Source organism: Spirosoma validum, assembly GCF_014699035.1.
Lineage (GTDB): Bacteria > Bacteroidota > Bacteroidia > Cytophagales > Spirosomataceae > Spirosoma > Spirosoma validum.
Window position 1 is genome coordinate 152,038 of the sequence record NZ_JACXAA010000004.1, and the last position, 25,624, is coordinate 177,661.

At 49.5% G+C, this 25,624-nt stretch carries 21 protein-coding genes; 10 read left to right on the forward strand and 11 right to left on the reverse strand.

Going from position 1 to position 25,624, the window contains the following annotated elements; all coding sequences use genetic code 11:
• Nucleotides 1–47: 47 nt before the first annotated feature.
• The 3 genes from IC230_RS13160 to fucP all read right to left on the reverse strand — a co-directional run bounded on the left by IC230_RS13160 (nt 48) and on the right by fucP (nt 3,710).
• On the reverse strand, nt 48–968 hold the full coding sequence (locus IC230_RS13160; RefSeq protein ID WP_191039493.1) for an ROK family protein: 921 nt from the start codon (nt 966–968) through the stop codon (nt 48–50).
• Nucleotides 969–1,123: 155 nt separating this feature from the next.
• A complete protein-coding gene (gene kduI, locus IC230_RS13165) occupies nt 1,124–2,008 on the reverse strand; it encodes a 5-dehydro-4-deoxy-D-glucuronate isomerase (RefSeq protein ID WP_191039494.1) in 885 nt (294 codons plus the stop codon).
• 454 nt (nt 2,009–2,462) lie between these two features.
• The gene (gene fucP, locus IC230_RS13170; protein WP_191039495.1) at nt 2,463–3,710 is read right to left on the reverse strand and encodes an L-fucose:H+ symporter permease; all 1,248 of its coding nucleotides are present in this window, start codon (nt 3,708–3,710) and stop codon (nt 2,463–2,465) included.
• Between the two features lie 323 nt (nt 3,711–4,033).
• Here fucP and IC230_RS13175 point away from each other — a divergent pair, with 323 nt between their 5' ends.
• Nucleotides 4,034–5,002 carry an extracellular catalytic domain type 1 short-chain-length polyhydroxyalkanoate depolymerase gene (locus IC230_RS13175; protein ID WP_223860632.1) on the forward strand — a complete coding sequence of 323 codons (969 nt, stop codon included), beginning with the start codon at nt 4,034–4,036 and terminating at the stop codon, nt 5,000–5,002.
• 22 nt (nt 5,003–5,024) lie between these two features.
• On the opposite strand, the gene IC230_RS13180 is transcribed toward IC230_RS13175, so the two are convergent.
• The 4 genes from IC230_RS13180 to IC230_RS13195 form a co-directional block, all read right to left on the reverse strand.
• Nucleotides 5,025–6,461, reverse strand: coding sequence for a GDSL-type esterase/lipase family protein (locus IC230_RS13180; RefSeq protein ID WP_191039496.1), 1,437 nt, complete (start codon nt 6,459–6,461; stop codon nt 5,025–5,027).
• Between the two features lie 95 nt (nt 6,462–6,556).
• Complete coding sequence (locus IC230_RS13185) at nt 6,557–7,384, reverse strand: alpha/beta hydrolase (RefSeq protein WP_191039497.1); 828 nt, start codon at nt 7,382–7,384, stop codon at nt 6,557–6,559.
• Between the two features lie 224 nt (nt 7,385–7,608).
• Nucleotides 7,609–8,661: an LLM class flavin-dependent oxidoreductase gene (locus tag IC230_RS13190; RefSeq protein WP_191039498.1), complete on the reverse strand. Its 1,053-nt coding sequence runs from the start codon at nt 8,659–8,661 to the stop codon at nt 7,609–7,611.
• 208 nt (nt 8,662–8,869) lie between these two features.
• Nucleotides 8,870–9,862: an SGNH/GDSL hydrolase family protein gene (locus IC230_RS13195; protein WP_223860633.1), complete on the reverse strand. Its 993-nt coding sequence runs from the start codon at nt 9,860–9,862 to the stop codon at nt 8,870–8,872.
• 228 nt (nt 9,863–10,090) lie between these two features.
• Here IC230_RS13195 and IC230_RS13200 point away from each other — a divergent pair, with 228 nt between their 5' ends.
• Nucleotides 10,091–10,963: an AraC family transcriptional regulator gene (locus tag IC230_RS13200; protein ID WP_191039499.1), complete on the forward strand. Its 873-nt coding sequence runs from the start codon at nt 10,091–10,093 to the stop codon at nt 10,961–10,963.
• 23 nt (nt 10,964–10,986) lie between these two features.
• Here the strand turns inward: IC230_RS13200 and dprA are convergent, their stop codons facing one another.
• Nucleotides 10,987–12,111 (reverse strand): DNA-processing protein DprA, encoded by a 1,125-nt coding sequence (dprA, locus tag IC230_RS13205; protein WP_191039500.1) that lies wholly within the window; start codon nt 12,109–12,111, stop codon nt 10,987–10,989.
• Between the two features lie 383 nt (nt 12,112–12,494).
• Between dprA and IC230_RS13210 the strand changes: the two genes are divergently transcribed.
• Nucleotides 12,495–12,689, forward strand: coding sequence for a hypothetical protein (locus IC230_RS13210; protein ID WP_191039501.1), 195 nt, complete (start codon nt 12,495–12,497; stop codon nt 12,687–12,689).
• A 4-nt stretch (nt 12,690–12,693) separates the two neighbouring features.
• Here the strand turns inward: IC230_RS13210 and IC230_RS13215 are convergent, their stop codons facing one another.
• A complete protein-coding gene (locus tag IC230_RS13215) occupies nt 12,694–13,047 on the reverse strand; it encodes a MerR family transcriptional regulator (RefSeq protein ID WP_317171790.1) in 354 nt (117 codons plus the stop codon).
• 123 nt (nt 13,048–13,170) lie between these two features.
• Between IC230_RS13215 and alaS the strand changes: the two genes are divergently transcribed.
• Nucleotides 13,171–15,840 carry an alanine--tRNA ligase gene (gene alaS / locus IC230_RS13220; protein WP_191039750.1) on the forward strand — a complete coding sequence of 890 codons (2,670 nt, stop codon included), beginning with the start codon at nt 13,171–13,173 and terminating at the stop codon, nt 15,838–15,840.
• 115 nt (nt 15,841–15,955) lie between these two features.
• The gene (locus tag IC230_RS13225) at nt 15,956–17,380 is read left to right on the forward strand and encodes an amidohydrolase family protein (RefSeq protein WP_191039502.1); all 1,425 of its coding nucleotides are present in this window, start codon (nt 15,956–15,958) and stop codon (nt 17,378–17,380) included.
• A 30-nt stretch (nt 17,381–17,410) separates the two neighbouring features.
• Here IC230_RS13225 and IC230_RS13230 read toward each other — a convergent pair whose 3' ends face one another.
• Nucleotides 17,411–18,892 (reverse strand): capsule assembly Wzi family protein, encoded by a 1,482-nt coding sequence (locus IC230_RS13230; RefSeq protein WP_191039503.1) that lies wholly within the window; start codon nt 18,890–18,892, stop codon nt 17,411–17,413.
• Between the two features lie 144 nt (nt 18,893–19,036).
• Here IC230_RS13230 and murI point away from each other — a divergent pair, with 144 nt between their 5' ends.
• The 5 genes from murI to IC230_RS13255 all read left to right on the forward strand — a co-directional run bounded on the left by murI (nt 19,037) and on the right by IC230_RS13255 (nt 24,483).
• Nucleotides 19,037–19,855 (forward strand): glutamate racemase, encoded by an 819-nt coding sequence (gene murI / locus IC230_RS13235; RefSeq protein WP_191039504.1) that lies wholly within the window; start codon nt 19,037–19,039, stop codon nt 19,853–19,855.
• 104 nt (nt 19,856–19,959) lie between these two features.
• Nucleotides 19,960–20,577: an RNA polymerase sigma-70 factor gene (locus IC230_RS13240; RefSeq protein ID WP_191039505.1), complete on the forward strand. Its 618-nt coding sequence runs from the start codon at nt 19,960–19,962 to the stop codon at nt 20,575–20,577.
• A 3-nt stretch (nt 20,578–20,580) separates the two neighbouring features.
• Entirely contained in the window at nt 20,581–21,681 is a 1,101-nt protein-coding gene (locus tag IC230_RS13245) for a FecR family protein (protein WP_191039506.1), read from the forward strand.
• Between the two features lie 49 nt (nt 21,682–21,730).
• Complete coding sequence (locus IC230_RS13250; protein ID WP_191039507.1) at nt 21,731–23,560, forward strand: STN domain-containing protein; 1,830 nt, start codon at nt 21,731–21,733, stop codon at nt 23,558–23,560.
• Nucleotides 23,561–23,769: 209 nt separating this feature from the next.
• Nucleotides 23,770–24,483 (forward strand): head GIN domain-containing protein, encoded by a 714-nt coding sequence (locus tag IC230_RS13255; protein WP_191039508.1) that lies wholly within the window; start codon nt 23,770–23,772, stop codon nt 24,481–24,483.
• A 78-nt stretch (nt 24,484–24,561) separates the two neighbouring features.
• Here the strand turns inward: IC230_RS13255 and IC230_RS13260 are convergent, their stop codons facing one another.
• Nucleotides 24,562–25,587 carry an MlaD family protein gene (locus IC230_RS13260; RefSeq protein ID WP_191039509.1) on the reverse strand — a complete coding sequence of 342 codons (1,026 nt, stop codon included), beginning with the start codon at nt 25,585–25,587 and terminating at the stop codon, nt 24,562–24,564.
• Nucleotides 25,588–25,624: the final 37 nt, after the last annotated feature.

Sequence of the window (25,624 nt, forward strand, 5' to 3'; positions counted from 1 at the left end):
ATAATTCTACGCTAATCTGAGGGTAGACGGACTGAAGTCCGTGGTACCTACAATAGAGCCGCGCCAAAAACACCAGCACTGTCGCCCAATTTGGGTTTTAAGAATAGCGTATCAAGTCGACCGCTGTTGAATACGTATTTTTTTGCCCGTTCAACGCCTTCCGTATACAATAGGTCGACATTGCCAACACCGCCCCCCAGTACGATGGCGTCTGGATCAAGGATATTGACGAGCGTAGACACAGCCCGGCCAAAATACTCCAACAACCGTTCGACAGTAGCCGTAGCGTAGGAATCAATACCCTGATAATGCCGGTCGAGGATTTCTTTAAGGTTACGACTTTCGCCACTTTGTTCGAGGTAAAAGCGTTGCAGGGCCGGGCCGGAGATAACCTGTTCGTTACAACCACGTTTGCCACAATAGCAAGGATAGCCGTTCTCTTCCAGAATGTTATGACCCCATTCACCACCAATTCCCTGACGACCAGCCTGCACAACGGGTTGACCATCCAGGCCGCGGAATACGACGCCCCCGCCGACACCCGTACCCATGATGACGCCAAACACCATGCGAAAATCAGGAATAACGTCCTGAACACGACCCATCGTTGCTTCGGATAAAGCAAAGCAGTTAGCGTCATTCATGGTTCGCACGGTTACGCCCAATGCCTTCGAGAGATCATCCTGAAACGGCCTGCCATTAATACAGATGATATTCGAGTTCTTCATCGTATTCGTGCCAGGATCAATCGTGCCGGGTGTGCAGAACCCAATTTTATCCGGCTGAAGGCCTGTCTCGTCTTTCAGTAGTTGAATCAGTTTGCTGATCTGACTAATGATATGTTCGTAACCGTATTGAGACTCTGTATCAACGCGTTTGCGAATAAGAACTGCATCAGGGGAGGGCGCGGCTAAAACAACGCCTTCAATCTTGGTACCGCCTAAATCGACACCCCAATAAGTTTGCATTCAGTAAATAGGACGTTTTAAATCTTGAACTGTAAAGTAAGGAAGCCAGGTTTGGTTGAACACAGCGGACTGCCAAAGCGGAATCACGAAGAACACAAAGTTTTGCTTAGAGGCTTTGTGTTCTTCGTGATTCCGGGTTCAATCAATATTTCTGTTTAGCGTAAATCATTAATGGCGCAGAAATCCATATCACCGTAGTCGAGGTTTTCGCCGGCCATACCCCAAATGAAGGTGTAGTTCGACGTACCGGCTCCAGAGTGAATCGACCAGTTTGGCGAAATGACGGCCTGTTCGTTCTGCATCCAGATATGACGGGTTTCCTGTGGCTGCCCCATGAAATGACAAACACTCTGACCTTTTGGCACGTCAAAATAAAAATATACTTCCATGCGCCGGTCGTGGGTGTGGGCAGGCATGGTGTTCCAGACGCTACCGGCTTTCAATTCCGTCATGCCCATCTGCAGCTGGCAGGTCGGTAATACGCTATTGACCAGTAATTTGTTAATCGTTCGATGATTAGCAGTTTCGAGGCTCCCTAACTCAACCACTTCAGCATCAGCCCGCGACACTTTCCGAGTCGGGTAACTTTGGTGGGCGGGTGTGGAATTCAGGTAAAACTTGGCGGGAGACGTATCATCGTGGGAAATAAACTGGACGTCCTGCGTTCCCTGACCGATGTATAGAGCCTCTTTGTATTCCAAGTCATAAGAAACTCCATTGGCTATTACCCGGCCTGAACCACCTACGTTGATAATACCCAGTTCACGACGTTCCAGAAAATAAGCGGCTTTGAGCTGATCGGGCGCCTGTAACGTGAGTGGTCCGACTACGGGCATAACGCCCCCGGTCAGGTAACGGTCAAAGAACGACAGCACCCAGCGGAATTGGTCAGCTATGAACAGGTTCTCAATGAGAAAATTCTGACGGAGCTGATCCGTATTCATACCTTTCACTTCGACGGGTGAACTGGCGTATCGGCTTTCGAAAGTGGTTTCCTGTTTGGTGCGGCTCTCCGCAAGCGTACTCGGTTCGGTTTGCATATAAACATTGATTGCCCAATGATCACAGGGCGTTTGAGGTTTTTCGTAAAATAAGCACGAAACCCCTGATTGTTGTGGTAGATGGTGCTACGTTCTATAAATATAATAGTCCTGAATTGGTTTAGAATACTCATTCAACAGTAGAATATTTTCTTCCAGGCTACGGTCAACAAAAAAGCATCGCTGAAACTAACGATGCCCTTTTATGTGGAAGTAATCAGTTCTACGTCTTCTTGTACTCTTTTTCTTAATTATTTTTCCAGGTGGTGTCGGTTTTAAGAAACCGGCATCACCTAACTAGGGAAATCGATCTAGTACTGCTCCAATTTGATTCTTATTGCCGGTACCACGGGTTTTAACCCGTTTTTGGTCAATCCCTGAACGGGTTAAAACCCGTGGTACCTTTTTCTCAAACCATTACATTGGAAGAGTGCTAGTCGGTACGTTAGGCGCATTATTTCACTTTATAAAACTTGGCACCGAACAGGAAAATCGCTGTGTAACAGATAATAGGCAAATAATAGGCGGCTGCTACGTCATGTTCGGCAACCCGACCCATCAGGAAAGGAAAAACAGCGCCACCGACCACGCCCATTGAAATAAACGAGGACGCTTGCTGAGTGTGCGATCCGAGATTTTTTAATCCCAAACTAAAAATAGTCGGGAACATGATGCTGAAGAAGAAGTTGAGCATCAGTAACGCGATGAAGGAGGGCCACCCAAAACTTTGCGCAATGATAAGACACATAACAATGTTACAGGCCGCAAAAATGGCGAGTAACGTATGGGGGGCAATCACCCGCATCAGGAACGTACCAACAAACCGTCCAGCCAGCATCAGGCCCATAAAGAGCACCATGTAATTGCCCGCTGTAGCGTCAGAAAAGCCCATCTTTTCGTGACCGTAGTTGATGAAAAATGCCCAGGTGCCGCCCTGTGCAGCTACGTTGAAAAACTGTGCAATAACAGCCCAGACGAAGTGCTTATGTTGAAAAAGAGTTTTTCCCGGTTCAACGTCAACATTGGCTGCTTCGGGATCGGCCACTACGGTGTGTGGGTCCGTTAACGCGGGTACTTTCACGAAGGAGAAAAGGATCGCAATGGTCGCAATAACGCTGCCAATAACAATGTATAAGGTCTTGACGGAGGTTAGATCGGTACTGCCTTCGGTGTTGTTCCGTAACAAAAAATAGGATCCGATCGCCGGCCCGATAATGGCTCCTAAGGCATTGAAAGCCTGCGCGAAATTGATACGTTGATCGCTGGTACGCTGGTCGCCAAGGGAGGCCACAAAGGGGTGAGCAACCGTTTCAAGCGTCGACAGACCACAGCCCAGGATAAAAAGGGCGATCCCGAAATAAGTAAAAGAAGCAGCAGCAGCGGCTGGAACGAACAAAAAGGCCCCCGTCGCAAACAGCGAAAGACCCAACAAAACGCCGTTCTTATAACCAAACCGCTTCATGAACAATCCGGCCGGGATACCCATGACAAAATAGGCCCCAAAAATAGCAAACTGAACAAAAGCCGATTGGGTCTTGGTAAGGTTCAATACGTGCTGAAAATGCTTGTTCAACACATCGCCCATCGTGATGGCGACGCCCCAAAACATGAAAAGGGACGTAACAAAAATGAGGGTGATCAGGTATTTATTGTCGGTAAAAGTGGCTGGCTTCGGTTGGCCAGTTACGGTGGTTGCCTCCATGAGTTAGGTTAATTTATGCTGATTACGTGTCGTTGAGCGTTCAGGTTACGCACATCCACTATTGCAAAGTCGTTGGTTAGGCCAAATTACCCTTGTCGCCTTTAATCTGTTTCTTCTGAGTAACCAGTGTCTGCTGTTTAAACGTACTGGTCTACTACCGGTTATCTAGCTCCGCCCGGACTGGTTTTTGTAAAAGTAGACGTAACGAAATAGTCTTGATTCAGAAATGAATACCCTGCGTTTTATGGTTTATATTTATTTCTAAACCCGAAGAATTATCACGATACCAGATTAGCATCTGTTCCCTCTAAACATTTCATTCTATGGGTAAATCATTCGTAATGATTCTACTATTTGGTGGTATTCTTTGGCCAAGTCCAGGTGCAATTTTAAGGAACCGTTTTATAGGGCAGAAATCTCCGCTTACTATATCCGTAGAAACCAGTGTTCGTGATACGTTACGACATGACGGACAGACCAGAATCTACTGGGTGCATATACCTCCTGCTTACAGAAAAAATGGTGATTCATTGCCGCTAGTTATTGCGTTGCACGGGGGCGGAGGGAGTGGACAGCAGTTTGAAGTACAATCGAAGTTGAGCGAGAAAGCGGATCAGGAAGGCTTTATTGCGGTGTATCCCGATGGACTACAGAACCCCGGCGTGTTGCGCTTACGTACCTGGAATGCGGGCGCGTGTTGTGGTCAGATAGCATCAACCCAGCAAGCAGACGACGTCGGATTTATCAGCAAACTAATTGATAAACTGGTCACTACGTATCAAATTGATGCGAAACGCGTGTATGCTACAGGCCATTCCAATGGCGCGATGCTTTGCTACCGGCTGGCCTGTCAGCTGTCGGATAAAGTGGCGGCTATTGCCGCGAACTCAGGAACGATGCAGTTAAAAACCACCTGTCGACCTAAACGCGTAATGCCAATTTTGCATGTGCATTCGCAACTGGATCGCAACGTACCGTATAGGGGTGGCGTCGGTACGAGAAGTATTAATAAACAGTGGAATCCGCCGGTGGACAGTACGCTGGCTGTTTTTGCTCAGTTAGCGAAATGCAACGTACAGAAACAGGTCATTCGTACAACAGATAAGTACACCCTTTGCAAGTGGGCCGATTGCCAGGAAGGTATACAAATTCAGTACTACCTGACCACAGACGGAGGACACTCCTGGCCGGGTGGTCAAAAAAGTGCCCGATTCATAGGTGATGCGCCATCGGAAGCCTTCCTGAATAACGACATCATCTGGAGCTTTTTCAAAACATATTCGCTTCCGTAAAGTGGCGGGTCAGGATACGTGCTCAGGGAACGTATTGCCCTGTCGCTTTCAGGATAAAATCAACGATAGGCGTTGGATTGGGCAGGCTGTGCGGATGGTGATTGACGCCAGGCTTGTGAATAACGGTAATTTGACCCCCCAATGCCAGCACCTGTTTTTCAAAGGGTTCGGTGTTTTCGCTCACGGGTACGGCATCATCGGCGTCGCCTACGACGTGCAGCATCGGAAACTTTCCGTTGACAATCTCCGCGATCCGGTCCAGCGGATTGCCTTTAAACTGGAGCGCTTCTTCTTCCGACTTTAGGCCGTAATCTTTCTTGAAAATTTCCCAGTCGCTCGGGCTGCCTTTACTTTGGCCTTTACCGCCCGGCCAGCTTTTCAGGTCCAGCACGGGCGCATCGACGTACACACAGGCTACTTTTTTTGGGTTTTCGATGGCCCAGTTGTACGCGTAGATGCCGCCCCGACTTAAGCCTTCCAGACAAACTTTGTCGGCCAGTCCAGCTTTGTGCATAGAGCGGTAAAATTTGTTCCATAGACTAATCGCTTCAGCATTGCCAAAGAGTTCCGCTACGTCGCAATACACCAGATGAAAGCCACGATCCAGCAGTGCGATGTCCGTTTGTGGTTCATGGCCCCAGAAACGCGCCCGCCAGATCCAGGGTTTGCCCGTTGCCACTACCCGTGGCTTAACAACCTTGGCGTTACGTCCTTCAAACATGAAATCCGCGCAATCGTAACCATAGAACGATGAGATCGTAACGGGCTCTTTGATCTTCTGGAAAATATCGAAGTCGGACTGGGACTTGAGCGTAATGGCTTCGTAGAGCCGTTTTGCGATGCGGGTTGTACCTGTTACGGACGGATGTAGTTTGTCGGGGAATAGAAGACTGTCTTTCACAGTTAGCGAATGTAAATCGATTAACTCCAGTTTCTCCTCGAAAGCTACCTGCCGAATGCGCGGAATGATATGCTTGAGTATGGCAGCGTCGGTTTGGCGGGTTGTATCGGTCAGATATGACGCCACCGGCAATAGGAGAATAATACGAGGATTCGTGGGTAGGGTTTTAAACGACTGAATCAATGTTTTGTAATCGCCCACGAACTGGTCAATCTTCAGGCGATAGGGTAGGCGACTGTCGTTAGTGCCCAGCTTGATCAAGACAATATTGGGATTGCTTTTCAGCGCTTCCTGGTACTTATCTGTGGCCGTGTAGGGGTTGGTTGTCTCGCGGAGCAGCGTTCGGCCACTCACTCCAAAATTCATTACGTCATAGCCCGTTCCCAGCAAACGCTGTAATTGTGCCGGATACGAATCTTGGTCTCTGTTTGTAAGCGTAGCCCCATACGTAATGCTGTTACCAACGCAGGCAATCCGAATAACCTTTTGGGCATGTGCTGATAAGGAAAGCAGGAGAAATAGCAAAAGAGCAGGCAAGCGATACGAGCAGGAAGGCATACGATTGGTATAGTTTATGGAATCTCAATCAATTTGTTCTGCGCCGGACGGTCAGCCACAACCGTTTCAACCTGGCGAATCAAACAGCAAAGACCCTATTCGCGTTTCTGTTTGTCGAAATACTGTCGCATAAACAGGAGCTGATACGTTATCGCATTCGTCCAGTAATTCCAGTTATGACCGCCGGGCCGGGTGATGTAATCGTGTGGAATGTTACGTTCCAGGAGTTTGTCGTGCAGGTTGTTATTCACCCGAAAGAAAAAGTCTTCCGTACCGCAATCAACTATCAGCGATAAGGAATTGGGTGTGAGCAAATGAAGCAGATTGATGACGGTATTCTGCTCCCATCGGTCGGGGAATTGCGCATACGAACCGAGCCGTTTGGCCATGTCCCAATTGTTGGGAAACGGGCGAATATCGACACCACCACTCATGCTACCTGTCGCGCCGAATACATCCTGATGCCGAAATGCCAGATACAATGCCCCATGCCCGCCCATACTCAGGCCTGTAATTGCGCGTGCCTGACGGTTTTTGATGGTTTTATAATGACTGTCTACCCACGGCACTAACTCGCTGGCTACGTAGGTTTCGTACTTAAACGACGGATCAGCCGGACTGTCGAAGTACCAGCTACCGACATTGCCATCCGGGCAGACAATGATCACCTGATGCCGATCGACCGACTGGCCAAGATTAGATACTTTTTTTGCCCAGTCACTATAGTTGCCGCCGTAGCCATGCAGGAGGTACACCACCGGAAATTCGCTGCCGGTTGTGTAAGAATCCGGCGTCATAACCACGGCTTTAATTGTCTTTTTCATCGACGGGCTATACGTATCAACCGTGTCGATTTTAGCCGCCTGAGCATGCCCAAATATTACGAAGAAGCTAAGAATGAGTAACGTACGAAAAACAATCATCTAACTCGGTTTTAATGCGCGTAAAAAAGCCCTGACCCCCTATTCACCTACTTCTTTTCGATGGGCTTGTCAGCAAAAAGCAAATAGCGAAAAGAGGTATAGTGGTGTCGGTTACAATAACCGACCAGTGAGTTTTCTTAAAACCTACTTATGACAGGGCTTTAAGAAATCTCACCGGTCAGATGTGAGCATCTGGCAACACAATAAAAGAGGAATGCAGCCTACTATATCGTAGTAACTGTCTTCTTATCCAGCGCTTTCCGCACCGCAGGCGCTACTTTCGTTCCGAATAATTCGATAGCATGGAGTGTTTTGGCGTGAGGCAGGTTATGACCACCGACCAGTTGAGCCAGATAGCGGGTATTCCCGAACAATTCATGGAAATACAGAATCTTATCAATGATTTGCTGCGGGCTACCAACCATCAGCGGCCCGTACTGACGCATCTGCTCATACTGCATTCGGGTCATCGGCGACCAGCCCCGCTCTTTACCGACCCGGTTCATCAACAATTCGTATGGCGGGAAAAACTCATCAGCCGCCTGCTGCGAATCATCGGCCATATAAAAATGAGAGTTGATGGCCAGTTGCAGCTGGTCTACGTTATGGCCGGCTCGCTGGGCGGCCTGCCGATACATGTTTACAAAGGGAACGAATCGATCTGGCGGACCACCCAGAATGGCCAGGGTCATCGGCAGGTTCAGCGTACCTGCCCGAACCGCTGATGCGGGTGTGCCGCCAACGGCCAGCCAGATCGGGAGAGTCGATTGATAGGGTCGAGGATACACGCCCTGACCATGAAGGGCCGGTCGGTGTTTGCCATCCCAGTCAACAACAACCTGTTGGTTAATTTTGAGTAACAGGTCCAGTTTTTCCGTGAACAGCTCGTCGTAATCGTTCAGGTCATAGCCAAATAGCGGAAACGATTCAATGAATGACCCGCGCCCGGCCATGATCTCCGCCCTTCCATTCGAGATAAGGTCCAGCGAAGCAAAATTCTGAAACGTTCGAACCGGGTCGGCCGAACTGAGTACTGTAACTGCACTGGAGAGACGGATGTGTTTGGTAAGCGTAGCGGCAGCGGCCAGCACCACTTCAGGGGCCGATATGATGAAGTCGGGCCGGTGATGTTCGCCTAACGCAAACACGTCAAGACCAACCTCATCGGCTAATTTTATTTCTTCGAGAAGTTCCTGCATACGCTGGTGCGCATGAACGGCTTTTCCCGCTACATTATCAGGCTTTACATCGCCAAAACTACTGATTCCTAATTCCATGGTTCTATTTGCTGATATGCATTACAATCATTTTAGACTCAAATACGGTTCCTGATCGTATCCGAAATAACGTAGTGGCATATGGCAAATACCAGTGAGTTGGGGAAAGGAAGTTATCCGGAAAAGATTCTGTTTTCCTATGAGTTCGAAAGTAATGGGAAATTTGACGTAATGAGTTCCTGGTAAAAGGCGGAAGTCTATTGCTGAACTATCTTTTCGGTGCTGTTTCAGCTATAATTGTCCGAATCTGTTTTTCAATGTCATCATACTTTTGCCGGGCTTCAGACATGGGCAAACCCTGGCGCATTTCAGGACGGTTATGACCAGTCGCGTTCAGCCAGGCATCTTTCATAATGGCCTGCCGTTGGTTGACCAGACTCATTATTTCTTCCGCCCGCGGGTTAACTGACAGAGTAGATAAGGCATCGGGCGCATTCGCTACGTTCTCGCCGAGGTATTGCAGAATCGATTTGGCGATCAGCCAGTGGCCTATCTTATTGGGGTGAACGCCATCCTTCGCCAACTTAAATGAAGGGTCCGCTTTGCGCTTCTCGTCCAGGTAGCTCGTCATGGGGAAATGAACGTCGGCCACCTCCCATTTCAACGAATCCCGCTGGGCAAGCAACCAGTTGGAGTAGGCATCCAGCGTGAGATTATACCCTTTGGTACCCAGCTTCTTATCATCGTGAACGGGTGGCGTGAGAAAAATAATCCGTTTAGCACCCGTCTTCTCCAGTTCGGTGTGCAACCATTTCATGCCTTCTCGGTAGGGGCGGAAACGAGCTTCATCGAGGGGCAGAGAGATGCCATCGTTCATGCCGTAGCTGGCAAACACTACGTCGGGTTTCGTTTGCGCCAGCACCCTGTCGAGTCGTTCGTGCAGGTCGGGGCGAGGGAACCGACCGTCTGCATGGTTCGGCTCACTCAGCCCCGACACCGTTTCGCTGGGCAACCCCACGTTGATTATTTCGTACGATTGTTTCGGGTAATGCGCAATCAGATACGACTCAATATCGATAACATAAGACCCGGCATACGTAATGCTGTTCCCCAGAAATAAAATCCGCTTAGTTGCCTGCGGAAAAGGCGAATTCGTCTGCGCCTGGGTGAATGTGAACAGAAAGATTAAGCTGAGCAACAGAGCGAAGCGGCTTACGTAAGTGGGGTGGGCTTTCATAACTGATTTGTTTACGATATTCATTCTACTTAGTTAGGTAGCATGGGTGGGAACTCACGCTACGTTGTACGCGCCGTTTGTAAAGCAGGAAGCGTGATACGTCGTTGTTTCAGACTGGGTTCTATCGTGTATAAATAGCAGACGTTGTCGTTAAAATACCCCTTGGTTTGCTAATTTTTTCGCTTTACGTGAGTAGGTAACTTTTGGCCAATTGACCGCTTTTCAAGAAGTCAGGTTAATAATGTCTCTACTATGGTTGATGGTTTAAAAAATCTGAAGCTGAGCTTACTGCACATGGGCTTTGTGCAGTTGGATGAACGATGGCGATTCGATAACGTAATCAGTCCCTTTTCGCGGCTCTACCTGATTACGGAAGGTGAAGGCTGGGTCTGGCATAATGGACAAACGTTTATACTCAAACCCGGCTCGCTTTATCTGATTCCCAGTTTTACGTATAGCCGGTACCATTGCGATCAATCGCTGACCCAGTATTACATCAGCTTTTTTGATGAGATGAAGGAAGGCTTATCGATTTATGATCTGAAGTCGATGCTGTATGAAGTGCAGGCAAACGAGCTGGATTATAAATTGATGGAACGTTTGCTGGCTTTGAATCCGGGTCGGATGATTAACGAATGGGACCCCCGAACGTACGATAATCGTCCGGAAGTGTTAAGCTTTAATCAACCGAAACCGAACCAGTCGATGGGCCAGTACGTCGAGACACATGGCATCTTGCTGCAACTATTTTCCCGATTTTTTGCCGCTGAAAGTGATCAGGATCGGCAACGGGCTAAAGGATTTCACCAACTCGCTACGGTATTGCAATACATTGATACGCACCTATCCGAAAAGCTAACCGTTGAACAATTGGCCAGTAATGTTCATCTGAATACGGATTATTTTTCCCGTCAGTTTCTCAGTATCGTTGGTGTGCGGCCCATGGATTACATTATCAATAAACGACTGGAGCGGGCGCAACTCCTGATGATGACATCGTCGCTGGCTCTGAAAGAAGTAGCAGAATCGGTCGGCATTCCCAGTATTTATTATTTCTCCCGATTATTTAAACGCCGGTTTAGCATGCCACCGGGTCAGTACCGGGAAACCATCTGGCATATGTAGACAGTACGTTGTTTCAGAGAGATTTAGACGTAGACCACCGCATACTTTTTACCCGGCAGCGATCGGACGAATCCGCGAAATTCCAGATTGAGCAGGAGGGAAGCCAGCCGCCCCATCGGTATCTGCGATTTCCAGCTCAGATCGTCAATGTGCACATCGGCCGACTGACGTAACAACGAAATAATCTGACTTTCTTCCTCTGTAATATCGACAGGCAAGGCTACTGTATTCTGTTTAGATAAGGTTGGTTCGCCCGTCTGATTCGCTGGCTGGTCCCAGTTAAGAGCCTCGATGATGTCTTTAGGGCTTGTATAAATTTGGGCTTTGTTCTCCCGGATCAATTTGTTACAACCCGCCGAAAAGGTTTGATTCAACTGGCCGGGTACGGCGAATACCTCCCGGTGGTAATTATTCGCATACTCAGCCGTAATGAGAGCCCCGCCTTTAGCCGCTGCTTCAACGACAACGACGGCATCGCTCAGGCCAGCAATAATTCGATTTCGGGCCGGGAAGAGATGCGCATCGGGCTTGGTGCCGGGTGTGCTCTCGGTAAGCAGACCCCCCAGGATGAGCATTTCTTGAGCCGTCTTTTGATGCACGTTCGGATAAATAATGTCCAATCCGCTAGCCATTACGCCGATGGTGGGTAAGCCGTTAGTCAGGCTGGCGCGATGAGCGGCAATGTCTATACCGTAGGCCAGTCCACTTATTACGTTCACACCATAAGCTGAAACAGTTTCAATGATTTCAGCAGTGATCCGTCGGCCATAATCGGTAGCCTGCCGGGTACCAACTAAACCAATCGTGCGTGGCGCGTTAAGCGTACCTGAACCCTGAAAATAAAGCAGAGCCGGGGCATCGTAAAGGGTTTTTAATCGGGTCGGGTACGCTTTATCGGTATAGAAAAGAGCCGTTGCGCCGAGTTTGTCCAGACGGTTCATCACCTGTTCGGCTTCTGTCAGCACCGTCGGTTTCAAAATGGCGCGGGCCGTTACGTCGCCAATACCGGGGATTTTGATCAACCTGGCCAGCGGTGACCGGAAAACGTCTTCGGCAGAGCCGCAGTAACTAATCAATTGTCGGATAAGAATACTGCCAACGCCCGAAACGAGCGTAAGGGCAATCTGATGTTGGGTCGTAGTGGACACGTAACGCTGGCTGGAAATAAGGTTGCTACCTACCTTTGTCAATTCAAACAAAGATTTTGCCTACAAACTTCCGTATTTTTTAGAAACGTACGTCGAATTAGTATAACAGATTCTTAATTTCGCTGACTTATTGAGCGTCGATATGGAGATTCCCCGCTTTCGCTTTGATTATTCATTTCTGGATTTGAATGAACTGCACAGCCAGTGCATCACCACGCAGGAAATTGAAGCTTTATTTTATTCTACATTAAATCGTATATTCGATTATTCTCGCACCGATGGATTTGTTCATTGCATCGGCTATTCGCTAAAAAACAAATTTATTTCCTTTATCTTCGAATTAAACGGTGATTCAATTCGTATCACTACTGTTTGGCTATCCTATGAGCAAGAAATCCGTGACCGATACTACTTTGGCTAATTTTCGTCGTCGGTTTCCAACGACGAATGATCTGGTTGCCTATTTATTAGCCAACAAGCCTGATCGAAGCGTTACTGCAGACCAATTGTATCTCGAGGTGATCGAAAAAAAGAATAACGTGACTACCGACAATACGGATTTAGAAATAATGCAATAATGAGTTAGTCATCCAGATCAGCCCGCATTTGTTCCAGAAATCCTTTTAGCTTAGTCAGTTTGCTAACGTAGCGGGCGTTTTCGCGTCGACGGGCGTCGCGGGTTTCCAGGAATTCGCGGGCGCCGGGCAGCGTGAACTTCTGGCGCGTGACCAGGTCGATAATTTCCGTTAGATGGTCGATGTCCGCTTGGGTATAAATCCGGTCGCCGGAGCGGTTTTTCTTTGGCTGGAGGGTAGGAAATTCCTTTTCGTAATAACGAAGTTTGGAGGCATTTATGCTAAACCTCTCTGCTACCTCTTTAATCCCATAATATAACTTGCCCGACTCTTCCATTCGACAAACTTCCTGATGTTCCACGAAACCTGCAAGTTTTGCCGTAATTTTACAATTTAAAAATGATGTCAACTACCGGGTTTCCTGCTGGTAATGCCTATGCATCAGACCAGGAAACCTGGATCGCTGAATCTGGAACTTAATCGCATGACTTCCCACGAAATACGTCGGCATTTTCTCGACTTCTTCCGCTCAAAAGAGCACCTGATTGTAGCGTCGGCTCCGCTCGTTGCTAAAAACGACCCAACGCTGATGTTCAACAACTCGGGGATGGCTCAGTTTAAAGATTTTTTTCTTGGCAACGGTACACCCCCATCTAAACGCGTAGCTGACACGCAGAAATGCCTGCGCGTATCGGGTAAGCACAATGACCTCGAAGATGTGGGTTTCGATACGTATCACCACACCATGTTCGAGATGCTCGGCAACTGGTCGTTCGGGGATTATTTTAAAAAAGAAGCCATTCACTGGGCGTGGGAACTGCTGACAGACGTTTATAAACTTCCGAAAGACCGACTCTACGTATCGGTGTTCCAGGGCGACGACAAAGACAACGTACCGTTCGATCAGGAAGCATTCGATCTGTGGAAACCCATCGTCGGCGAGGACCGGATCATTTACGGCAACAAGAAAGATAACTTCTGGGAGATGGGCGATACGGGTCCGTGCGGCCCCTGTTCCGAAATTCACGTGGATTTGCGTTCGCCGGAAGAAGTAGCCGAAAAACCGGGCAAGGAGTTGGTGAATGCCGACCACCCGCAGGTTGTCGAAATCTGGAACCTCGTGTTCATGCAGTTTAACCGGAAAGCCGACGGTTCACTGGAGCCGCTGCCTGCTCGCCACGTCGATACGGGGATGGGTTTCGAGCGGTTGTGCATGGCCATTCAGCAGAAAAAGTCGAACTACGACACCGACGTTTTTTCGGGAACGATCAACGTCATCGAAGAACTATCGGGTAAAAAATACGAAGCCGGAACGGGGATGTCGGATGTAGCGATGCGCGTCATTGCCGATCACATCCGGGCCGTATCGTTCGCCATTGCCGATGGTCTCGTGCCATCGAATGCCAAAGCGGGTTACGTGATCCGCCGGATTCTGCGCCGGGCCATCCGCTACGGGTATTCGTATTTGAACCTGACCGAGCCATTCATGACCAAACTCGTGCCAACACTGGCCATGCAGTTTGCCGACGTATTCCCCGAACTGAACGCTCAGCGTGATTTTGTAGCGACGGTCATTCGCGAAGAAGAAATTTCGTTCTTGCGGACACTCGGAACAGGATTAGGTCGCCTTGATCAGATTATTGGTGATCTGAAAGGTAAGGAAGTTATTCCTGGTGAGACTGTTTTCGAACTGAACGATACGTTCGGATTTCCAGCTGATTTAACGGCTCTGATCGCCCGGGAAAAAGGATTGAGCATTGATGAAACTGGTTTTCAGACAGCGTTACAGGAGCAGAAAGTTCGCTCCCGGAAAGATGCCCAATCGTCAGCGGGCGACTGGATTGAGTTAACCGAATTAGATAATAAAGTCGAATTTGTTGGTTACGATCAGCCCGAGTCCTACGCTCAGATTGTGAAGTATCGCAAGATTCAGAACAAACAGGGAACCCAGGTTCAGGTAGTGCTTGATAAAACCCCGTTTTATGCCGAATCGGGCGGACAAATTGGCGACACCGGTACGTTACGTCTGTTCGCGGGTTCGGGTGAAATCGGGACACTGACTGTACTAGATACGAAAAAGGAAAACGATCTCACAATCCATATCGTTGAGAATAGTACAGGAATCGACGAACTGCTAACCGAAGCTGATTCTGTATACGCAGCGATCAATACGTCGCGTCGTGCGCAGATTGCCAGCAATCACTCCGCTACACACCTACTACACTCAGCTCTACGCGAAGTGCTGGGAAATCACGTAGCACAGAAAGGGTCATACGTTGGGCCCGATGCCCTACGGTTCGACTTCTCGCATTTCAGTAAAGTAACCGACGAACAACTGGCTGAAGTCGAGCGGATTGTGAACGAGAAAGTTCGGGAAGATATACCGCTGGATGAGAAACGTAATGTACCCATCGATCAGGCGAAACAGTTAGGCGCAACGGCTTTGTTCGGTGAAAAATACGGCGATTTCGTCCGCGTCATTACGTTCGATCCGAGTTACTCCGTTGAGCTTTGCGGAGGAACACACGTGTATCGCACGGGTCACATTGGCCTGTTCAAGTTTACGGGTGAAGGGTCTGTTTCGACGGGTGTTCGTCGGGTTGAGGCTAAAACAGCCCTGGGTGCTGAGACGTTGGTTAATGAACAAATGGCCGTTGTCAGTGAGTTGAAAGACCTGCTGAAAGCACCGAAAGACGTAGTGAAAGCAGTGCAAGCGTTGATGGACGAACGTAGCACCTTGCAGAAACAGATCGAAGGGTTGCAAAACGAGAAAGTTCAGCAATTGAAAAATCAATTGCTCGATAAAGTAGAATTAGTAAACCGCAACGGCGGATCGGGACATTCTCGTTTAGTCGAAAAAGTAGACGTACCATCGGCGGATGCCCTCAAGCAACTGGCGTATGATCTGAAAGCGAAAGTCGATAACCTTGCCGTTGTGCTTGGTGCCGACATCAACGGCAAACCTCAACTGGCTGTGATGTTGCCGGATTCACTGATTCAGGGTAAGAACCTGAACGCTGGTCAAGTCGTGAAAGAACTCGCTAAAAACATCAAAGGCGGTGGCGGTGGTCAGCCGTTTTTCGCTACGGCAGGCGGCTCCGATTCGTCGGGTCTGGATGCAGCTCTGGCACAAGGAAAAGAACTGTTGGGGTAGTAAGAAGAATCAACTTGTTTGGTGTGACCCCATCGGGGTCACACCAAACAAGTTGATAACACATTCTAATTCTGCGTTCAGCATAGTCACTTACTACGTCGAACGTCTAATTCACATGCGCACTTTTCTTCTTTGTCTGATCACTCTGGTTACCACGGTTAAAGTCGCCTATGCTCAAAAGCAAAACGTCGATGTCTTGATTAAATCGGGAAATCTGATCGACGTTCGGACGGGGAAGATCCTGACGAAGAAGCTGATCGCGACGCGTGGAAAAACGATTGTAGGTGTTTTCAATGAAGCCAAACTGAAGAATTTCCAGGCGAAGAAAACCATCGACGCCACCGGGAAATACATTATTCCGGGTCTCTGGGATATGCACGTACATTTCGGCGGTGGCGATACGCTGATCGAGGAGAATAAAAACCTGTTTCCGCTGTATATCGCTCACGGGATTACGGGTATCCGCGATGCCGCTGCGGATCTAAGTTCAAGCGTGCTAAAGTGGCGTGATCAAATCGCGAACGGTACGTTAGCAGGCCCTACGTTATTTACATCCGGTCCGAAACTGGAAGGGTACAAATCAAGCTGGGTTGGTGATATTGAAGTCAGTACGCCCGCTGAGGTTGACAAAATGCTCGATTCGCTGCAAGGGCTTAAGGTCGATTTTGTGAAGATCACCGACAACACGATCAAGCCCAATATATATCTCTATATTCTAAAAGAAGCCAAAAAACGGGGTATGAAAACCTCGGGGCACGTACCGTTTGCGCTAACAATGGATGAGGTATCGTCGGCGGGATTAGGATCGGTGGAACACATGAGCTACGTACTCAAAGCGGGTTCAACGCGCGACAAAGAAGTGGCTAATAAAGTTAGAACAGGTACGCTCACCGCTCGGGTCGCTTCGCCCATGATCATGCAAAGTTTTGACGAAGCAACCGCCCTGGCCGTTTATCAGCGGATGGCTAAAAATGGTACGTTCGTGGTGCCCACGCTTACCATCAGCCGTACGGTGGCGTTTCTGGATCAGGACAACCATCAGAACGATACGTATCTGCAATACATCGGGCAAGGGTTGAAAAATACATACGCCTGGCGAGTGAATCGGGTGGCTAAGGATAGCCCTGACGCTATTGCCGAACGACATGCTGTGTATGACAAATCAAGTGCTTTGCTGCCACTGCTACACAAGGCAGGCGTAACGATCATGGCCGGAACCGACGCCGGTTTTCTGAATTCGTATGTATATCCGGGACTGGGTCTGCATCACGAACTTCAACTGTTTGTTAAAGCTGGGCTGACGCCCCTGCAAGCGTTACAATCGGCGATTATTCCGGGGCCAAAATTTCTTCGGAAGACGGAGTTGTACGGGGATATTGCCGCCGGAAAGAGCGCCGACATTGTGTTGCTCGACAAAAATCCGCTCGAGGCTATTGAAGCCACGCAAACGATTAATACCGTCGTTTTGAAAGGCACTGTCTACGACCGGAAAGCGTTGGACGATTTGTTAATAGAGGCAAAGAAGAAGGCCAGTAATTGATTTGACAGGTATTTTTTCAGTGTCTCCCAATCACCAGTTCTTTTTAAACCCGATATACCCACCACTAGCTTTCGTGTATAAGCCGCCATTATCGAGGGCAAACTTTGCGACGAGATAGGTATTCGTCAAGCGGAACATCGGTATCTGAGCCGCCAGCAAGGAGGAAAACTGAGGGACATCGGTTTTGAAGGGATCGTTATAGGTTCCGTAGTTGCGGCTATACGAGGTGCGTAAGGTAAATAAAGCTTTTCGATACGTTGCCTGTAGACCCACATACCACATATTCACACGGTTGTTGATAAAAAACTGACCACCGGGTAAATTGTATGATGGATCAAAATCCTGTCTCGGCGCAATGAAAGGTGTCCCCATCGTCCGCCCGAAATACGACCAGCCTTCGTTATACTGACTGTGATTATAATAGTTGTCGACGCCCTGATACGTACTGCCCGGAATGTAAAACGAAGAGCCTGACTGCGATTTCGTCGTCAGGTATTCAAGGGTTAGTCGACTGACCCGAAACGAAGACGAACGGACGGGTTTGGGGGAGTAACTAATTCCCCAGAGGCCGTCGGGCATGTTTAGGAAGACGAGGCCCGAGACATCTTCATACGTATGCTGGTAGTAAGCCAGCAGGTGACTACCTTTTGTGTTGAGTTCCACCCCAAAATCAATGCTGCCAACGCTGTTGCCCACCCGGTAACTGTCAAAAGCAGTATATCCCGGAATCAACTCCCAGTCTTTGGGCGTATACGAAAACACGACGTACTTATAAAAACTCCAGTCGGAAGGAAGATAACCACTTCCATCACCCACATCCGGGCGGTCCTTCAGGTAATCGGCATGACCAGCCCACTGAACCTGATGATTGACGCCCGCATAGAATTTTAAAGCGGATGCCGGTTTGCCAAGTCGTACATAAAGGTGTTTCTGATGCCAGCGAACCCCCTGTATATACGGCACATTAAACCAGCCGTGCGCAAAGGCCGCATTGATTGCTACGAAATCTTTGGTAAAATGAAGTGGAGCGTAGCCAATGGTGCCGATCTGTATTTTGGGAATGGGAAGGGCATTGCCCGACGAAGCATAAAAACCCGATGACAAGGTCGTATCGCCCAGACCTGTGACCGTCCTTCGGCGACCGACGTACAACTCAATGGATTTGAACCGGACACTGAGATTTGCTTCCGGCAATAGCAGTTGCGCCTTATCTGCCCGGTCGTATGTAAGCACCGGATTCAGCCTAAAGCCCCAGTCGAACTTTCGCGAATGGACTGAGTCGGGGGTTCTGTACGTTTTCCAGATAGCGGCCTGAAAAATGCCCGACGGTGCTTGTATCGGTACAATGCCGTATTGATTCGTACGTAGCCAGAAGGGAGCCGTTGAGGCCGACGAAAAAACGCTTCCAACTTCTAGTTCACCCTGAATAACAGAACGTTGCTGCCCGATTGCTGTGGCATGAACGCATAAAATGAACAGTACTGAAACAGCAAAAGGGCGTAAGCCTGACATGTAGCGTTAAGAGGAAAACTGCTAATACGTGTGGTAAAGACCGTGAATATACGGCTGATCCGGAATGTTTAGATGTTGTGGCCGTCAGAATGCACCGGATTCTTATTAATTGGTGGCTACAAAGGGCAATCCGTACCTTTGCCTATGCATCAACCCATTGGTATTTTTGATTCAGGCTATGGTGGCCTGACAATCCTGCGGGAAATTGTCCGAAAATTACCGCAGTACGATTATGTGTATTTAGGCGATAACGCCCGAACGCCTTACGGTACCCGTTCCTTTGAAACGGTTTATCACTACACCCTCGAATGTGTCCGACATCTCTTCGACCGGGACTGTCGACTGGTCATTCTGGCTTGTAATACCGCATCGGCGAAAGCGCTACGTAACATTCAGCAGCTTGATCTGCCATCACTTGATTCCGACCGCCGGGTTCTGGGGGTTATTCGCCCAACGACAGAAGTTATTGGGAAGTACTCGAAAACGGGTCATGTTGGGATTCTGGCCACACGCGGTACCGTTACGTCGGAATCCTACGTAGTGGAGATCGAGAAATTTTTTCCTGAGTTGACGGTGTTCCAGGAAGCCTGTCCGATGTGGGTGCCGCTGGTCGAAAATGGGGAATATGCCAGCGACGGAGCCGACTACTTCGTCAGGCAACACATCGATCGATTACTGGCGCAGTCGCCTGCTATTGACACGCTGTTACTAGCCTGCACACATTACCCGCTGTTGCTCAACAAAATTCGTCAGGCCGCTCCCGATAACGTAACGATTCTGAGTCAGGGACACATTGTAGCCGATAGCCTGGCGGATTATCTGCATCGTCATCCAGAAATCGAAGCGCAGTGCAGTAAACACGGTGAGCGACTGTTTCTGACCACCGACTCGCCCGGCGATTTCGATCGACAGGCCACTATTTTCTATGGCGAATCGATTCAGTCGGCGCACTTGGCGTTGTAGGCAGAGCGAATCGAAATCAGGCTGCAAAAAAATAATTACGCGTTACGTAGGGGGATGCCGGTAGATAAGTGTCTTAACATGGAACAAGCGGATGTCCGGCGCAAATGATAGCTTTACAGCTTCCTACCATCCATCAGACTAACGTAGTGACTCCAGTTGAGCAGGACGTCATCGAGGCTATCCGAGCCGGTAGCGAACGCGATTTTGAAGCTATATTTCGGCAGCATTATGCGCCCTTGTATGGGTACGCGCGTCAGTTGCTGCCCGACCCCGACGAGGCTGAGGAAGAAGTGCAGGCGATGTTTCTGGCCCTCTGGGAAAAGCGTAATGAGCTGATCATCACCGTTTCTCTGAAATCGTATCTGTTTCGGGCGGTGCATAATCGTTGTCTGAACCGAATTAAGCACGCTGGCGTCCGTAACGAACATCGCGAACACGCGCGCTACGTAGGTGAAGCTACGGTCGAATCGCCTGTACAGACGCTCATCGGCGACGAATTGGCCGACCGGGTACAGGCGGCTATCCAGAAATTACCCGAACAATGCCGACTGGTGTTTAGCCTGAGCCGATTTGACGAATTGAAATACGGAGAAATTGCTGATAAATTGGGTATCTCCATTAAAACGGTTGAGAATCAGATTGGGAAAGCGCTACGTATCTTACGGACTGAACTGAGCGAGTATTTACCTGTTTTACTCATGTGGCTCTTAAACCAATCCTAACCCATGGCTGATCAACAACCCATAGACGACGCCCTGCTGGGTAAGTTTCTGGCGGGCGAAACCGATCCGGCCGAATCGGCGCGGGTGCGGCAGTGGCTCGTCAGCCAGAAAGAGAATCCTACGGAGCCCAGCCACGAAGACTTCGCTAAGTTCGAACGGATCTGGGAAGCGGCTGGCCAGCCAACAAAAGCATCCGCGAATCGGCCGAAGCCGGTAGTCAACCGAACTCCAGCGGTTGATACCGACGCAGCCTGGCGAACGGTTCAGCAGAAAATGCGAACGGCCAGTACGGGCCCTTATGAGCAAAAAGAATCTGCCAGTAGATCGCTTTCCAACCGACATAGTGGCCAGCAACCGGATTGGTATCAGACGATCTATCGTATAGCGGCTGTGCTGGTATTGGTGACGAGCTTTGGCTGGCTGGTCTATCAATTCCTGTTTATGGGTCAGGATCATCCCGCGCAAAAACTAGTGACACTAGTCACGAACAATCAGAAACTCAGGAAAACGCTGCCAGATGGCACAACTATTTTACTAAATCGCCACTCCGTTCTTACCTATCCGACAGCGTTCGCCGAAGACCGGCGTGACGTTACGTTAACCGGTGAAGCTTTTTTCGACGTAACGCCCGACGCTAAGCACCCCTTTCGGATTCAGGCGCGTCGGTCGGTTGTGCAGGTACTCGGTACGTCGTTTAGTGTGCAGGCGTATACGGCCAACGTCAGCGTCGCCGTTCGAACGGGAAAGGTACGGCTGAGCGCAGGCCGAAAAGCTGTATTGCTGACGAAAAACCAGCAGGCTACGTTTGAGGCTAAAGCCGACACAATCCGTCGGATGCCTCAGATGTCGCCGAATGTTTTTGCGTATCAGACCGAGCAACTGGTATTCAACAAGGAGCCGTTGCGTGATGTCATTCAAGCGATTAATCAATATTACAATGCGGATGTGCGGCTGGCAAACGAGAAGATCGGTAATTGCCGTCTGACGACCCGTTTTGACAAAACACCGTTAGAAACCGTCCTTGCTGTCATGTCCGAATCGCTCGATTTACGCGTTCGACACGAAGGGCGACAGGTAATTTTAGAGGGAAACGGATGTCAGTGAATAGGGGGTAACGGCAGGATGGCTGTCTTTAGGGTAAATCCATCTGTCAATGATGTCAATACGTTATTTTATTCTGCTGATTTGTTTGTTGATGAGTACCAACTTGTCAGCTCAATCAACGCCCCCGCTTGACCGGCTGATTTCGGTCGATATTCGCAACTCGACAGTCGAAAATGCGCTCCGTCAGATCAGTCAAGCCGGACGGTTTGAGTTTTCGTATAATCCGGCCAATATCGACGGAAAGGCTGTTGTTACTCTCCGACTCGCTAACACACCCGTTCGGGAAGTGCTCAATCGTGTATTTCAGCTTCGGGTTACGTACAAAATGCGGGGTAATTACGTGATCCTCCTGCGCGCCGATCCACCTGAAGCGGCCCCGAAAAGTTTTTTGCTCGATGGCTATATTCTCGATGAGCAAACCGGCGAACGGATTACGCAGGCCAGTATTTTCGAAAAAACAACCCTGGCTTCTACTGTCAGTAATCCGTTTGGCTATTATCGCCTTCGCCTGCCAACGAACCTGCCGACAGTACGTCTGGATGTGCGCAAGCGGGCTTATGTTGCCGAAACGGTTATTGTTCGGTCGCGCGTATCGCACTCGGTTAGCGTTCGCCTGTCGCCACAACCGCTCGCTACGTCTCCCGTAAATGCTACGTCGTCGGTAAGCGTACTGCCAGTTCGTGTAACGGAGGATACGCTTCGGCCGGCTGAGTTGCTGACTTCGGTAGCGGTCGAACCGCCTACGCCCGTGGTCGATTCGAACCCATCCCAACGAACCGAATCAGCCGTTGAGCGCGGACGGGCGGGGATCACAAAGCTCTTTACATCAGCGCAGCAGGCTATTCACGACATTAACCTAAACCGCGATACTCTTTACCGCGACTGGCAGGTATCGTTCGTACCATTCATCGGCACAAATCATCGGCTGAGTGGCCGGATCAGCAACCGTATTTCGGTCAATGCGTTAGTGGGCTATTCGTTTGGTGTTCGGGCGTTTGAAGTGGGTGGTTTGATGAACCTCGTTCGGACGAACGTGAACGGTTTTCAGGCAGGCGGTTTAGCGAATGTGGTGGGTGGTCAGGTCGACGGTTTTCAGGCGGGAGGATTGGTCAATGTCGTTGGTGGGCGAGTCGATGGTTTTCAGGTGGGTGGACTGGCTAATGTTGTGGCAAATAATGTACGAGGTTTTCAGACGGCTGGTCTTCTGAACGTAACTGCACGATCCGTTAAAGGCGTACAAGTGGCCGGTCTGGTCAACTATACGCAGGGCAATGTAAACGGATGGCAGGTTGCGGGTATCTTGAACCGTGCCCGACGCGTTACGTCTGGTCTTCAGATTGGGTTGATTAACATTGCCGACTCTTCTGGTAGCGTACCGATTGGACTGATCAGTTATGTTGGCAAAGGTGGGTACCAACGTATTGAAATAGGGGCTAATGAGGTCAATCTGCTGAACGTAACGTTCCGGACGGGTATCCGGCGATTCTACAATATCCTTACGGCGGGCTATAGTTTCGAGCGGGAAGGGAGTCCCCAGCTGAGTGCAGGCTACGGACTCGGAACAGCTTTCCGTCTCTCAAACTCAACCTTGTTAAATCTGGAAGGAACCTACCACCATTTATTCTATTTTGATCGGACCTATTCCGATAACTGGAACAGTCAGATTCGGCTGAGTACGCTGCTTGAAATCAAACTCAGCAGCCACCTATCGCTGGCATTCGGCCCGTCGTTCAACTGGTATTTCAGTAACGATGGTTATCCTCGTCCTTTCCTTCAACCCGACGTAACGCTCTTCGCCGACCGAACCGACTCTTACAGCAGCGCGCTTCATTCCGGCTGGATTGGCTTCCAGATTGGCCTTCGGTACGGGGTGTGGTAGCATAGGGTATAGGGCTTGGGGCATAGGGGTGGAGTGAGGGGAGGTTGAAGAACCGCATGAGCGGCCTCGCGGAATAGTCTGAATTCGCGAAGCCGAACAAATTCTAAAAAAATCCTCAGGCGGATAGGGGTGGAGTTCCGTACAGTTGTCATGCTTCCGAAAAGGCGCAGTTTCCTGAATGCGTCTACGGAAAACATATGACAAATAGGATGAAACACACACGATTTTTAGGAATTGGCCTGATGGCCTTATTGATTGCATTAGCTGGCTGTTCATGGAAGCGGGAAGACATCGGACCGTACCAGGCCGACCAGCAAACGTATGCACTTACTAACTTCGACCGGATTGATATGGGAAGTGCGTTTGTGATTACCGTGCAGCAGGGCACTACGTTTAGCATTACGGCGGAAGGTGACCGGCGAAATCTGGATGACTTGCAGGTGTATACGCGAAACGGTACGTTGATGGCGCAATACCGTGTCGCTCGTAATCGGCAGTACAACACGTCGTTTTTGATTACCATGCCGACGTTACGTGGCGTATCATTTTCGGGAGCCAGTCGATCAACGATTTCGGGATTTACAAACCTGAACGATCTGGACATTCATCTGTCGGGCGCGTCGGAAGGACAATTTACTATTCAATCCGCCCGAACGACCATTGAGCTATCGGGCGCATCGTCGCTACGATTAAACGGCGCTGGCGCGGGTCTGTGGGCAGATTTGTCAGGGGCCTCGCTGTTGCAGAGCTTTAGCTATCCGGTTAGTGAGGCTAACCTCGAAGCCAGTGGAGCCAGTAAGGCCAACGTTAACGTAGCGACAATGTTAGATGTCAACGCGAGTGGTGCCAGTTCGGTACGCTATCGAGGCACGCCTTCCGTACGTCAGCGGATAAGCGGAGCCAGTTCGGTGCAGCAGGAGTGAATGGATAAAATGAACGCAGAGCCAGAGAAATACAGAAAAATAATCCGGTGTTCTCTCTGGCTCTGCGTTCGTATTCTCTTAAGGCTGGGCCGCTGCGGTGCTGTCGGCTTTGCGTTTGGCTTCGGCTTTTGACTGTTTTTTGAAAAAGCCACGTAACAGAAAATTGCTTTGAGCCGCTTTCAGATCTTCGTTCAGCAACACAGTACCCTGGCTTAAATTACGTAGCGTCGTGCGGAGGTTCGTAGCGGTTTCTTGGTCCGTAAGCAGGACGCCCAACGGACTGTTGGTGTTGTTTAACTTTTCAGACGCACGATGCAGGTTCTCGGAACTTCGGTTGATATTCGTGACGGCCTGATCGGCTGAACCGGCTACTGTTTCGAAGCGGGCTGCCGAGCGACTCAACCGCCGGAATACCGTTGTGTCAGTCACCAACTCATGCGCTAAGCTTCCTTTCGTACCAAGTTTGGCGGCAAACTGCGACACAGAACCAGTAATCTTGACTGTATTATCCGACGCTCGTTCCAGGTTTCGCATGGCTCGTTTGAAATTTTCCGCTACCAGCGAGTCCGTCAGTACAGCGCCGACTGTGCCTTTGCCGCGTCGAAGATTACCCACCAGCTCTTTAAAATCGTTGGTGACACGTAGTAAATTATTGTTGTTCTCCTGTAACGTGGCCATGATCTGATCCGAACTCAGCGCTTCCGACGTTTTAAGCCGGTCGCCTTCTTCTACTTCAGGGTGGCTGTTGGTACCGCCCGCGATCACAACGATTTTGTTGCCAATCAGTCCATCAGTGCCGATGCTGGCCGTGGCATCTTTGCGTATATACTGTTGAGAACTCTGCTCAATATTCAGATCAACTTCTACCTGTGCCGTACCGAAGAAACTGATTCGCTTGACGGTGCCGATCTTGACGCCTGAAAACCAAACGTTGTTACCGACTTTAAGACCACCTACATCTTTAAAGACGGTCATCAGTCGAATACTTCTTGTAAAGCGTTTTTGCTGGCCACCCAGTACAAAGACGCCAGCTACAAATATGATAATTCCCAGCAGGACGAAAATGCCTACAACAACGGAACGTTTGGTCGATTCGGTACTCATATATAGTCGTTGGTCAATAATCGTCAGTCCTTAGTTT

What these genes read in the sequence shown, in the direction of transcription:
- IC230_RS13160 (WP_191039493.1), bottom strand. Translation starts at nt 968, where the DNA reads ATGCAAACTTATTGGGGTGTCGATTTAGGCGGTACCAAGATTGAAGGC.
- kduI (WP_191039494.1), bottom strand. Translation starts at nt 2,008, where the DNA reads ATGCAAACCGAACCGAGTACGCTTGCGGAGAGCCGCACCAAACAGGAA.
- fucP (WP_191039495.1), bottom strand. Translation starts at nt 3,710, where the DNA reads ATGGAGGCAACCACCGTAACTGGCCAACCGAAGCCAGCCACTTTTACC.
- IC230_RS13175 (WP_223860632.1), top strand. Translation starts at nt 4,034, where the DNA reads ATGGGTAAATCATTCGTAATGATTCTACTATTTGGTGGTATTCTTTGG.
- IC230_RS13180 (WP_191039496.1), bottom strand. Translation starts at nt 6,461, where the DNA reads ATGCCTTCCTGCTCGTATCGCTTGCCTGCTCTTTTGCTATTTCTCCTG.
- IC230_RS13185 (WP_191039497.1), bottom strand. Translation starts at nt 7,384, where the DNA reads ATGATTGTTTTTCGTACGTTACTCATTCTTAGCTTCTTCGTAATATTT.
- IC230_RS13190 (WP_191039498.1), bottom strand. Translation starts at nt 8,661, where the DNA reads ATGGAATTAGGAATCAGTAGTTTTGGCGATGTAAAGCCTGATAATGTA.
- IC230_RS13195 (WP_223860633.1), bottom strand. Translation starts at nt 9,862, where the DNA reads ATGAATATCGTAAACAAATCAGTTATGAAAGCCCACCCCACTTACGTA.
- IC230_RS13200 (WP_191039499.1), top strand. Translation starts at nt 10,091, where the DNA reads ATGGTTGATGGTTTAAAAAATCTGAAGCTGAGCTTACTGCACATGGGC.
- IC230_RS13210 (WP_191039501.1), top strand. Translation starts at nt 12,495, where the DNA reads ATGAGCAAGAAATCCGTGACCGATACTACTTTGGCTAATTTTCGTCGT.
- alaS (WP_191039750.1), top strand. Translation starts at nt 13,171, where the DNA reads ATGACTTCCCACGAAATACGTCGGCATTTTCTCGACTTCTTCCGCTCA.
- IC230_RS13225 (WP_191039502.1), top strand. Translation starts at nt 15,956, where the DNA reads ATGCGCACTTTTCTTCTTTGTCTGATCACTCTGGTTACCACGGTTAAA.
- IC230_RS13230 (WP_191039503.1), bottom strand. Translation starts at nt 18,892, where the DNA reads ATGTCAGGCTTACGCCCTTTTGCTGTTTCAGTACTGTTCATTTTATGC.
- murI (WP_191039504.1), top strand. Translation starts at nt 19,037, where the DNA reads ATGCATCAACCCATTGGTATTTTTGATTCAGGCTATGGTGGCCTGACA.
- IC230_RS13240 (WP_191039505.1), top strand. Translation starts at nt 19,960, where the DNA reads ATGATAGCTTTACAGCTTCCTACCATCCATCAGACTAACGTAGTGACT.
- IC230_RS13245 (WP_191039506.1), top strand. Translation starts at nt 20,581, where the DNA reads ATGGCTGATCAACAACCCATAGACGACGCCCTGCTGGGTAAGTTTCTG.
- IC230_RS13250 (WP_191039507.1), top strand. Translation starts at nt 21,731, where the DNA reads ATGATGTCAATACGTTATTTTATTCTGCTGATTTGTTTGTTGATGAGT.
- IC230_RS13255 (WP_191039508.1), top strand. Translation starts at nt 23,770, where the DNA reads ATGAAACACACACGATTTTTAGGAATTGGCCTGATGGCCTTATTGATT.
- IC230_RS13260 (WP_191039509.1), bottom strand. Translation starts at nt 25,587, where the DNA reads ATGAGTACCGAATCGACCAAACGTTCCGTTGTTGTAGGCATTTTCGTC.